The organism is Skermanella sp., from assembly GCF_059503625.1.
On record NZ_JCACHA010000709.1, the window covers coordinates 1 to 11,334 of the forward strand.

Below are 11,334 nucleotides of genomic sequence, written 5' to 3' on the forward strand. Positions count from 1 at the left end.
GACCGTTGAGGAACAGGGTCAGGGGGCGTTCGACCGTGACCGAGGTTTCGATCGGCGCTCCGGTCTGATCGATGCCGGTAACCCGCTGCGTCAGGCGCGGGTCGGACGGATTGGGGCGGATGATGAACTCTTCCATGGGATGGAGCCTATTCGGCCACACCCGTTCAGGCAAGCGCCGTCCCGCCGCTTGCCCGGTTCGGATCAGATCATTTCAAGTAGAAAATGGCTTGCCAGACCGATTACCGATGCCGCCACGACCGCAATCGCCGTGTAGCGTTCACCCACCGACCACCGTGCCCAATCCCTGACGAAACTATCCATCTTGACGCCCCTGCCGCTCCCGTCCTTCTGCTCCATCATCACCACGTCCAAGAAATTAAGGTGCCTTGGAACAAGATACCTCAAATTCATCTCGTGATCGGCTCAACCATAACACTTCGAATAATTTTACTTCGACCTGATGCCGCGCCGCAACATAGTCCGTCCGGCCGAGTTCAGGCAAGACCAAGGATAGAATTCAAGCGCTTTGGGCACTGTGATCTAGATCACGTAATCCCTCGAAAAAGGATCGAGATCCTCCGAAAGTGAGACGCGGAGAGGTGCCCGCCGCCGGTCCGGGAGCGGATTGGCCGCTTGTGCTCGGCGCCCGGCGGCTTTATGCAGGGCGTCGGGTTGCAACGGCGGAACGACGCATGGCACTGAGGACTTCGCATATCATGGTACTGGCTGCCGCGGTCGTGGCGGCAGCAGGCTGTTCCACCGCCGGCGGCGAACCCATGCCGAACCCCGGCGCCTCCAATGCCGTGTCCACGGTCGAACCGGCCCCGTCGGCGCCGCCGGCCGATCCGGTCATGGAGCAGCTCGATTTCGAGTCGTGGCTTGCCAACTTCCGGGTGGAGGCAAGGGCGGCCGGTATCAGCGCCGCCACCGTGGACCGGAGCCTGACCCGCCTGAGGATCCTGCCCGACGTGCTGAAGGCGGACGGCAGCCAGCCGGAGTTCGTCCGCCCGGTCTGGACCTACCTGGACGGCGCGCTGAACGACGCGCGGATCAACAAGGGGCGCGAACAGCTCGATATCCAGCGCCCGCTGCTCGCCGCCGTCAGCCGCGACTACGGCGTGCCGCCGGAAACCATCGTCGCGATCTGGGCGATGGAGAGCAACTTCGGCAGCAATATCGGCTCGTACAACGTGGTCGAGGCGCTGGCGACCCTGGCGTGGCACGGCCGCCGGGCCGCCTTCGCCCGCGAACAGCTGATCGCCGCCCTGAAGATCATCGACCGGGGCGATGCGGCGCCCGACCGCCTGATCGGCTCCTGGGCCGGTGCTATGGGGCAGACGCAGTTCATGCCGACGACCTTCGCGGGGCATGCGGTCGACCGCGACGGCGACGGCCGGCGCGACCTGTGGACCAGCCTGCCCGACATCTTCGCCTCCACAGCCGGATACCTGCGCGACGTGGGCTGGAAAGCGGGGGAGCCGTGGGGGTCGGAGGTCGTACTGCCCGCGGGCTTCGACTATGAGCAGGCCGAACTGACCGTGCGGAAGCCGGTCGCGGAGTGGCGTCGCCTGGGCGTCGTCCAGGCCGTCGGGGCAAGACCGCTGCCGGATCAGGCCGACGCCTCGATCCTGCTGCCCGCCGGATATCGCGGAGCGGCTTTCCTGGTGCTGAACAACTTCCGCTCGATCCTGCGCTACAACAACTCCAGCAGCTACGGCCTGGCGGTGGCTTACCTGAGCGACCGGATCGCGGGGCTGCCCGGCATCCAGGGCGGCTGGCCGCGCGAGGAAAGGTCGCTCAGCCGCGACGAGCGGTTCGAGATGCAGCGCCTGCTGGGGGGCAGGGGGCATGCCGCGGGAAACCCCGACGGCATCATCGGCGCCAATACGCGCGCCGCCATCCGGGCTTTCCAGAAGACGCAGAACCTGCCGGCCGACGGCTTCGCGTCCAGCACTCTGCTGGACCGGCTGAGGGTGGCCGGACCAGCATCCTGACGCGGGGTTACTGAACCAGTTGCGCCTGCTGCGCCGTGGCGGAGACCGGCGCCGTGAAGACGGCGGCGCCGCGCACGATGTCCAGCGCCCGGGTAAGCTGGTAGTCGCCTTCCTGCCCGTGGTCGCCCGCCAGCGTCACCCGGGCCTGTTCGACCGTCATGTCGGGGGTGATGCCGAGCGCCTGGATGGAGCGCCCCGACGGCGTGTAGTAGCGCGCCGTCGTCATCCGGGTGGCGCCCCGGTTCGACAGCGGCGTGATGGTCTGGACGGAGCCCTTGCCGAAGGTCTGCGTCCCCAGGACTACCGCCCGGCGCTGGTCCTGGAGGGCGCCTGCCACGATTTCCGACGCCGATGCGCTGCGCCCGTTGACGATCAGCACGATCGGCTTGCCATGGGCGAGGTCGCCGGGCGTCGCGAAGTAGTGCCGCGCCGAGTCGGGATCGCGGCCGCGGGTGGATACGATCTCGCCCTGGTCCAGGAAGCTGTCGCAGACCGAGATCGCCTGCTTGACCAGCCCGCCCGGATTGTCGCGCAGGTCCAGCACGTAGCCGGTCAGCCGGGGACCCAGCTCGGCCTCGATCCCCGCCATGGCCTTCTCGAGGCCCGGCTGGGTCTGCTGGGTAAAGCCGCTGATCTTGACGTAGCCGACGGTTCCCTCCGTCCGCCAGCGCACCGCCGGGCTCTTGACCAGCTCGCGCATCAGCGTCAGGTCGAAGCTCTGGCCGCCGCTGCCGCGCTGGACGGTCAGCCGCAGCGGCGTGCCGATGCTGCCGCGCATGCGCTCCATCGCCTCGACGAGGGTGACGCCGCGAACCGGTTCGCCGTTGATGTGGGTGAAGAAGTCGCCCGGCAGCACGCCGGCGCGGAAGGCGGGCGAGTCCTCGATCGGGGTGAGCACCTTCACCAAGCCGTTCTCGACAGCCATCTCGACCCCGACGCCGCCGAACTCGCCGCTGTTCTGCGCCTTGTTCTCGGCGTACTTGTCGGGGTTGAGGTATTTGGAATGCGGGTCCAGCGAGGTCAGCAGCCCGCCGATGGCGGCTTCGACCAGCTTGTCTGCATCGACCTGATCGACGAACCCGTTCCTGAACTGGGAAAATGCCGAGTTGAACAGGGTCAGCGCTTCGGCCCTGGACATTTCCCGCGCTGCGGGGGCGGCTCCATGATCGGCCGAAGCTTGCACCGTTGCCGCTGGCTCCACGGTCTGTCCCATCGCCTGCAAGGGCGAGAACAGCAGCAGGGAAACGGCGAGGGCGGTGCGGGTCCGGCTCATGGGCGCATTCCTTTCTGGCCAAGAACGCTAGTGCATGATCCGAACCTATCCGGCTTATAGTTAAAATTCTGTGTGGTCTTCTGGCCCTCCGGCAATGTTTTTTGTTCCGCCAGGGTCCCCTGAGCGGTGAATGACGCCGTGGCATCTTCGCATTTATTGCGTGGATGAAAGACGATTGCGGCGAGTGCCGGCCGATGGAACCACCGGTCCGTTCCGGCGGTTGGCGTGGCATGTCCCAGACGCATGCAGCCACGCCGGAAACCGGCAAGGAACCCCTCGACATCGACGCGGTGTTCGAGCGCCTGCGCCGGGCCGTGGCCGATCTGCCGAAGGCGGCCATGTTCGACCTGCGCGACCGCGGCTACGGGACGCCGTTCGAGCAGCTCGCCGGCAGCCTGATCTCAGCCCGCACCCGCGACGAGACCACTGTGGAGGTTTGCCTGCGCCTGTTCGCCGAGGCGCGCACGCCGGAAGACTTCGTTGCCCTTCCCGAAGAAAGGCTGGTCGCCCTGCTGATGGGAGCCACGTTCCCGGAGCCGAAGGCCCGCGACCTGAAGGTGATCGCCCGCCAGATCATCGACGAGCACGGCGGAAAGGTGCCCGATTCGCTTGCCGAGCTGACGGCGTTTCGCGGAGTCGGCCCCAAGATCGCGGCGCTTACCCTGGCGGTCGGCTTCGACCGGCCCGCCGTCGCGGTCGACGTCCATGTCCACCGGATCACCAACCGCTGGGGCTACGTCGCCGCCACCAGCCCCGAACGCACCATGCAGGCGCTGGAGTCGAGGCTTCCCCAGCGTTACTGGATCGAGATCAACGAACGGCTGGTGCCGTTCGGCAAGTTCGTCTGCACGGCGGCGCGCCCGAAATGCTCGACCTGCCTGCTGCTGTCGATGTGCCGGCAGGTCGGAGTCGTCGATCCGCGCTGAACGACCTCACACAAACCGGACGCGGGCGCTGCCGACTCCGGACAGCCGGATTTCCACATCCGCAGACGGTCCGACCGGCTGCATGCCGATGAAGCTGCCGGTGGTCACGAAATCTCCGGCGCGCAGGCCGCCGTTGCGCTCGGCCACATGGTTGGCGAGCCAGCCGACCAGCCGCATCAGGTCGCCCGCCGGGTTGCCGCCCCTCGTCTCCAGCGTCACGGCGCCGTCGACCACCAGCGACGCCGTCGGGTTCACCAGATCGAGGCCGCGCCAGTCATGGACGGGTTCGCCATGGACGAAGCCGCCGTTCGACAGGCTGTCGGCCAGGACCGACATGCGCTCAAGCGCCCGGAAGTTCGCGTAGCGGCTTTCCACCACCTCGATCGCCGGTACGATGAAGTCGATCGCGTCGATCAGGTCTTCCGATTCGTAAGCGCGATCCAGGAGCGGCAGGTCGCTGGCGATGTGGAACGCCACCTCGGCCTCGATGATGCGGGTCTTGAAGTCGGCGCCCTTCAGGCTGCCCGGCGACTTCTGGAACAGTCCCGACGGCATCGGCGCGCAGAGCGGCTGGTCCGTGGTGCCCTTGGAGCCCACTTTCCAGCCGCCCGTTCCACCCAGTTCAGCCTGAAGTCCGGCGGTGATCAGGTCCTGGATCGCGTAGGCGGCGGCGGCGTCGGCCGGGGCCGTACCTTCGGGAAGGCCGTCCAGCCGGGCGCCGGTGCGGCGCGCTTCCAGCAGCGATGCCGCCGCCCGTTCAATCGGATTCATGTTCCCCATCCCATCCTGCCGGTTGGATCCCGTGGTTTCCGGCATTAGAGCGCACAGGATACTTAAACCCACTGTAATCTAATGACGCACCGGTCTAATGACGTATGGCGGCGGCGATCAGCCGGTTCAGGTCGCTGATCCGGTAAGGCCGCGACACCCAGCCGACCACGGCTGCCTCGTCCGCGCAATCTCCCGCGCCGGCATCTTCGCTGCACATCACCACCGGAATGCCCAGCCTGCTGGATATCTCGCGCGCCGCCGCCATGCCGTCGGTCCCGTCGGCCAACCCGAAGTCGACGACGGCGACATCCGGACGGTGAAGTTCGGCCAGACGCACCGCTTCCCTTCCGGTGTCCGCCCAGCCGCAAACCTCATAACCCTGATCGGCCAGCCCGACCCGCACGGCCCAGGCAATCAGGGGGTCGTCTTCCGCAACGATCAGACGGGGTTTGTGATCCATATCTGGCCTCCATAAAGGCGATAGACCCAAGCTGTATGGATGGTTCAATATCTTGGGTGCTGTAATTGGTTTCAACGCATATACGGCGTGTTTGTCACAGACGAAGGCCGGCTTTTTTCCGTCTCGGAGGGAGCATGCGCACTCCCGCTTCCTGTCCCGCCACGCTGGCGGCACGGACTACCACGTCCCCACGCGGATGGCAAAAGCCGGTATTAGACGAAAGTGTTCGGATCTGCCTTGGCGCCCCGCAACCCTTTGCGGGGCGCCAAGGCAAAACCGTCTGTGATGCTGGGAATGAAGCCGGAGCGCCATCGTCGGCAGCCGGATGGTATGACTTATCTAATATGATAAAAAGTAGATGCTATGGAAAGGATTGCGGTGGCGCCATCGGCTAATGGTCAATTTTCCGAATTAAATATCGAAATTTTCGCTAAATACTGCTTGCCTTGCGGTTCGGGCATATTGAAATTAAGGGTGAGTGTGATCCGTCGTGTTTTCATTCGGCTGATGTCGCTCATCCTTTGGTGAATGTTCGACTGGTGGCATCAAGAGGCAGCAAATGACTGGAATGGTACCGTTAGCGTTTGCCGGCGTTCAGTTCATGGCTCTCTTTCCAGAGCTGCCGGTACGATGAGGTCGCGGTCGTTCACGGCGTCGGCGTCGGATCTCGAATCGCTGCGCATCCAATGGGGCGGCTTCTGCCCAGACCTCGTGTTCTGCTTCTGCCCGCCCGATCTCGACCTTGGACGCCATGTGGCCCGGCGAGTGTCGGCGGCTTTTCCCAACGCCGCGGTGATCGGCTGCTCGACGGCCGGAGAGATCGGGGTGGGCGGCGCCGGTGACGGTCTGGTCTCGCTTCTAGGCCTCGATTTCGACAGCACCGTCGTCCGGATGCAGCGCGTCGCACTGGACAGCCAGGCCCGTTCCGGCCCGGCCGGCCATCTGCTGGGCGACCTTCTTCTGTCGTCCGGTCCTCCCGCCGCCGTGGTTCCCTTCATCCCCGGCCTTGGAGTCGACGGTCACGCCTTCGTCCATGGCCTTCGCGCCGCGCTGCCTCCGTCGACCCCGACCATCGGCGGCATGGCGGCGGACGGCAACCGGTTCGGCCAGACCTTCACGATCCTGGGCAATCAGGTCTACACCGACCAGGCCGTCGCGGTCGGCCTCTACGGTCCCGATCTCAGGGTCGGAACCGGTTCGGCCAGCGGCTGGACCTCGTTCGGCCCGACCCGCACGGTGACCGAGGCGTCCGGCCCCGTGCTGAGCACGCTGGACCGCAAGCCGGCCCTGCGGCTCTACTGCGACTACCTGGGCGAAAAGGCGAGCGAACTGCCGTCTAGCGGCCTGCTCTATCCGCTGGCCCTGGTCGGGCAGAGCGACCCGGCGCGCAACGGCCTGATACGGTCGGTCATGGCGGTGGACTGGGATGCCGGCACCCTGACGCTCGCCGGGGCGCTGGAGCCCGGCAGTCTCGTCCGGCTGATGCACGCCGACAACCAGCGGCTGATCGACGGCGCCAAGCTTGCCGCCGAGCAGGTAAGGGAAAGCTCCGGAGCCGGAGCCGGAGCCGGCGCCGCGGTGCTGCTGATCAGCTGCGTCGGCCGCAGGAACGTACTGGGCGACGACATCGACGACGAGATCGAGGCCGTCCGCGCCGTGTTCCCGGCAGGCACTCCGATCGCCGGCTTCTATTCATATGGGGAAATCGGTCCTCATGGCGACGACAGCCTGAGCGAGTTGCACAACCAGTCCATGACGATCGCCTCCTTCTGCGAAATCTCCCTGGAAGATTGACGGACCGGCATGACGCGCTCCCGCAAGATAAGACGGCAACTCCGGAGGGCCTTCGATACCGAGGATGTCGGACTGCTGAAAAGGCTGGGGAGCAACCACGCCGCCGACGTGCTGCTGACCGGGTTCGACCATTTCCTGGATCAGGTCGAGGCGTCCTATGTCCAGAGCGACGAGAAGCTGAGGCTGGCGGCCCGCAATCTCCAGATCAGCTCCGACGAGCTGACCGAAGCCAACCGCGAGCTGGAATCTCTCAATGCCGCCATGCGCAGCATGCTCGGCGGGCTGGGGCAGGCGCTGATGCTGTTCGGGAGGGACGGCGTCTGCGGCGACACCTATTCCAACGCCTGTCTCGACCTGTTCGGCCGGTCACCGGCAGGCCGGCCTATTTTCGATGTCCTCGGTTTGCAGGAGTATGCCCGGCCGCTGTTTCAGGCCGCGGTCGATCTTGCCTTCGGCGACGGCGGCGGCGGCACCGCGACGTTCGAAGAGGTCATGGCGACCGTTCCCCGATGGGTGGTGCAGCCGGACGGACGGGTCGTCGGCGTATCCTACCGCCCGATCCACGACGCCGGCCGGCTGATCTCCATCCTGGCGATTGCGACCGTCCGGCCATAGCCGCCAGCGCCGGCGCGGCGTCGGCGATGTCAGACGCGATAGCCCGCGTTCATCGGCGACAAAGGCACGCCGGCCCGGATCCCTTCCAGCATGAAGTAGCGCGTCATTTGAAGGATGTCGGTCCGCCAGTAGAGCTTGTGCAGGTCGTTGACCAGGAAATCCGGTTCCAGATTGGCGTAGCAGTAGGTCTCGACCCAATGCTGGTCGGGTTCGCGCGGAGCCGCCGTGTCGCGCCAGCCGATCATCCATCCCGCGTGCTGCGCGCCCGTGGCCCAGCGCTCGAAATGGGGGGCTATCGTGCTCGACCCGATCGGCAGCGTCACCGGCACCGAATAGACCACGACGAAGCGGCGGACGTTCAGCTGCACCGTCATCAGCAGGTCCTCGCCGAAGGCGCTGACCAGATATGCGGCGTCGGGCGTGCCGGTGACGTGCCGGACATCGACGCGGCTGCGGGTCACGTGGGCCAGATTCTGGCGGTTGGGCTCTTCGCCGAAGCGCGGCATGTCGTATTCCACGGCCGACAATGTCGAGGGCATCTGGACCGTCAGGAACTCTTCGGTTTCCCGCTGGGCGGTGTCGAGGGAGATGTCGGGGGTGTCGAAGGTCTGGCTCAAGAGGCTCGCTCCGGTCGGAGAATGCGGGAATAACCCCGCAACAACCGAATCCATGCGCCTTTTGTTTCGCTGGCCTGTTCTCTGGAGACATCCCCGGCCCTTGCGCCCGTACCGGCTCACTCGCTAGTGTACCGGGCGCATCAGGAGGCTCCTGGGCGCCAAGATGTGGAGACCATTGAGCTTGCGCTACATCAGCACGAGGGGCGCCGCCCCGACACTCGCCTTCGACGAAGTTCTTCTGGCCGGTCTGGCCCGCGACGGCGGACTGTACGTGCCCGAGACATGGCCGACATTCACCCATGACGAGATCAGGGCGATGCGCGGCCTGTCCTACGCCAATCTGGCGATCAAGGTCATGACGCCGTTCCTGGGCGGACGCGTGACGGAGGCGGAGTTCGCGCCGCTGGTCCGCGACGCCTATGCTGGCTTCGACCATGCCGCCGTGACGCCCCTGGTCCAGCTGGACCAGAGCACCTGGGTGATGGAGCTTTTCCACGGCCCGACGCTGGCGTTCAAGGACGTGGCGCTGCAACTGCTCGGCCGCCTGTTCGACACCGTCCTGGCGAAGAGGAAAGAACGCGTCACCATCGTCGGCGCCACCTCCGGCGACACCGGGTCCGCCGCGATCGAGGCCTGCCGCGACCGCGAGGCGATCGACATCTTCATCCTGCACCCGAAGGGCCGCACGTCGGAGGTCCAGCGCCGGCAGATGACGACGGTGCTGTCCAGCAACGTCCACAACATCGCGCTGGAAGGCTCGTTCGACGACTGCCAGGACCTCGTCAAGGCGATGTTCAACGATACCGCCTTCCGGGACGAGCAGAACCTGTCGGCGGTCAACTCGATCAACTGGGCGCGGATCATGGCCCAGATCGTCTATTACTTCGCGGCGGCGGTCCAGCTCGGCTCTCCCGACCGGCCGGTGTCGTTCGCCGTGCCGACCGGCAACTTCGGCAACGTCTACGCCGCCTACGGCGCCCGCGCGATGGGCCTGCCGATTGAGCGGCTGGTCGTGGGCACCAATTCCAACGACATCCTGGCGCGCTTCTTCGCGACCGGCACGATGGCGACGGCCGGCGTCATGCCGACCATCAGCCCGAGCATGGACATCCAGATCTCCAGCAATTTCGAGCGGCTGCTGTTCGACCTGTACGACCGCGACGGCGCCGCGCTGACCGAGTGCATGGGCCGGTTCCGCGCCGGCGGCTCCTTCGCCGTGACGCCGGAACAGCTCGGCCGGGCTCGCCTGCTGTTCAACGGCCATAAGGTGGACGAGGACCTGACCGGCGCCACGATGGCGAGCACCCGCCTGAGTGCAGGCGGGCTGATGATCGATCCACATACCGCCGTCGGCCTTGCCGCAGCCAGGGCCGAGCAGCCGCATCTCGATCCGTCGGTGCCGCTGGTGGCGCTGGCCTGCGCCCATCCCGCCAAGTTCCCCGATGCGGTCGAGCGGGCTACCGGCGTGCGTCCGCCGCTGCCGCCCCGTCTGGCCGATCTTTACGAGCGCGAGGAGCGCGTCACCGTGCTGCCCAACGACCTCAAGGCGGTCCAGGACTTCGTCCGGTCCCGTGCCCGCCGCACCGCTTCCGCTGCCCTGGGGGCCGCATGAGCACCATTAGGGTCACCACTCTCCCCAACGGCCTGCGGGTCGCCACCGACACCATGCCCCATGTCGAGACGGCGTCTCTCGGCGTCTGGGTCGGCGTCGGCACCCGCAACGAGCGGGCCGAGGTCAACGGCGTCGCCCATCTGGTCGAGCACATGGTGTTCAAGGGCACGCCGACCCGCACCGCCTTCGACATCTCCGAGCAGATCGAGGCGGTCGGAGGGCACATGAACGCCTATACGACCCGCGAGCATACCGCCTATTACGCCAAGGTCCTGAAGGAGGATGCGCCCCTGGCGCTGGACGTGATCGGCGACATGCTCCAGCACAGCCTGCTGGACGAGGACGAGCTGTCCAGGGAGCGCGCCGTCGTGCTCCAGGAGCTGGGGCAGGCGGAAGACACGCCCGACGACATCATCTTCGACCACTTCCAGTCCTGCGCCTACCCGGAACAGGCGCTCGGCCGCCCGGTCCTGGGCCATCCCGACATCATCGGCAGCCTGCCGCGCGACGCGCTGGTCGAGTATATCGGCTCCAACTATTCCGGCCGGACCATGGTGCTGGCGGCCTCGGGCCGGATCGACCACGACACGGTCGTCGAGATGGCGGAGCGGACCTTCCGCGACCTGCCGGCCTCGACCGATCCCGCTCCGCTCGACCCGGCGCGCTATACCGGCGGCGACTTCCGCGAGGACCGCGATCTGGAGCAGCTCCATATCGTGCTGGGCTTCGAGGGCGTCGGCGTCCACGACCCCGATTACTACTCCCATTCCGTCCTCTCGACCTTGCTGGGCGGCGGCATGTCGTCCCGGCTGTTCCAGGAAGTCCGCGAGAAGCGCGGGCTGGCGTACAGCGTCCACACCTTCTCCGGCGCGTATGAGGACAACGGATTGTTCGGCATCTATGCCGGCACCGGCCCGGAAAAGATCGGCGAACTGGTGCCGGTCATGTGCGACGAGCTGTGCAAGGTCGCCGAAGACGTCACGGACGAGGAAGTCCGCCGCGCCCGCGCCCAGCTCAAGGCCGGCATGCTGATGTCGCTTGAAAGCACGATGTCGCGTTGCGAGCAGCTTGGTCAGCAGATGGTGATCTTCGACCGGCCTCTGACGATCGAGGAGATGGTGGAGAAGATCGAAGCCGTCGATGCCGCCGCCGTGAAGCGCGCGGCCTTGCGGCTGCGGCTGAAGCCGCCGACGGTGACGGCCCTGGGGCCTCTGGACGGGCTTGAGGATTATGACCGCATCGTCGCGCGCCTGTCCTGACCGCAACGGATTT

General features: G+C 66.3%; 11 protein-coding genes. 6 read left to right on the forward strand and 5 right to left on the reverse strand.

The features are described 5' to 3' along the window. Positions 1–201: 201 nt before the first annotated feature. Positions 202–372 (reverse strand): hypothetical protein, encoded by a 171-nt coding sequence (locus AC5JJ6_RS23685; protein WP_496044414.1) that lies wholly within the window; start codon positions 370–372, stop codon positions 202–204. Positions 373–692: 320 nt separating this feature from the next. On the opposite strand from AC5JJ6_RS23685, the gene AC5JJ6_RS23690 reads away from it, so the two are divergent. Continuing rightward, positions 693–1,994, forward strand: a complete 1,302-nt coding sequence (locus AC5JJ6_RS23690; RefSeq protein ID WP_496044415.1) for a lytic murein transglycosylase — start codon at positions 693–695, stop codon at positions 1,992–1,994. A 7-nt stretch (positions 1,995–2,001) separates the two neighbouring features. Here AC5JJ6_RS23690 and AC5JJ6_RS23695 read toward each other — a convergent pair whose 3' ends face one another. Further along, the gene (locus AC5JJ6_RS23695; RefSeq protein ID WP_496044416.1) at positions 2,002–3,267 is read right to left on the reverse strand and encodes a S41 family peptidase; all 1,266 of its coding nucleotides are present in this window, start codon (positions 3,265–3,267) and stop codon (positions 2,002–2,004) included. Positions 3,268–3,497: 230 nt separating this feature from the next. Between AC5JJ6_RS23695 and AC5JJ6_RS23700 the strand changes: the two genes are divergently transcribed. After that, on the forward strand, positions 3,498–4,193 hold the full coding sequence (locus AC5JJ6_RS23700; protein ID WP_496044417.1) for an endonuclease III domain-containing protein: 696 nt from the start codon (positions 3,498–3,500) through the stop codon (positions 4,191–4,193). Between the two features lie 6 nt (positions 4,194–4,199). Here the strand turns inward: AC5JJ6_RS23700 and AC5JJ6_RS23705 are convergent, their stop codons facing one another. Both AC5JJ6_RS23705 and AC5JJ6_RS23710 read right to left on the reverse strand, forming a co-directional pair. Next, complete coding sequence (locus AC5JJ6_RS23705) at positions 4,200–4,964, reverse strand: 2-keto-4-pentenoate hydratase (RefSeq protein ID WP_496044418.1); 765 nt, start codon at positions 4,962–4,964, stop codon at positions 4,200–4,202. Positions 4,965–5,058: 94 nt separating this feature from the next. Beyond that, positions 5,059–5,424: a response regulator gene (locus tag AC5JJ6_RS23710; RefSeq protein ID WP_496044419.1), complete on the reverse strand. Its 366-nt coding sequence runs from the start codon at positions 5,422–5,424 to the stop codon at positions 5,059–5,061. Between the two features lie 630 nt (positions 5,425–6,054). On the opposite strand from AC5JJ6_RS23710, the gene AC5JJ6_RS23715 reads away from it, so the two are divergent. Further along, positions 6,055–7,218 (forward strand): FIST signal transduction protein, encoded by a 1,164-nt coding sequence (locus AC5JJ6_RS23715; protein ID WP_496044420.1) that lies wholly within the window; start codon positions 6,055–6,057, stop codon positions 7,216–7,218. 9 nt (positions 7,219–7,227) lie between these two features. Next, positions 7,228–7,833: a hypothetical protein gene (locus tag AC5JJ6_RS23720; RefSeq protein WP_496044421.1), complete on the forward strand. Its 606-nt coding sequence runs from the start codon at positions 7,228–7,230 to the stop codon at positions 7,831–7,833. Between the two features lie 29 nt (positions 7,834–7,862). On the opposite strand, the gene AC5JJ6_RS23725 is transcribed toward AC5JJ6_RS23720, so the two are convergent. Beyond that, positions 7,863–8,450, reverse strand: a complete 588-nt coding sequence (locus AC5JJ6_RS23725) for a hypothetical protein (RefSeq protein WP_496044422.1) — start codon at positions 8,448–8,450, stop codon at positions 7,863–7,865. 181 nt (positions 8,451–8,631) lie between these two features. On the opposite strand from AC5JJ6_RS23725, the gene thrC reads away from it, so the two are divergent. Then, positions 8,632–10,062, forward strand: a complete 1,431-nt coding sequence (gene thrC, locus AC5JJ6_RS23730) for a threonine synthase (RefSeq protein WP_496044423.1) — start codon at positions 8,632–8,634, stop codon at positions 10,060–10,062. Next, a complete protein-coding gene (locus AC5JJ6_RS23735; protein ID WP_496044424.1) occupies positions 10,059–11,321 on the forward strand; it encodes a M16 family metallopeptidase in 1,263 nt (420 codons plus the stop codon). Before thrC ends, AC5JJ6_RS23735 begins: the two co-directional genes overlap by 4 nt. Positions 11,322–11,334 lie beyond the last annotated feature (13 nt).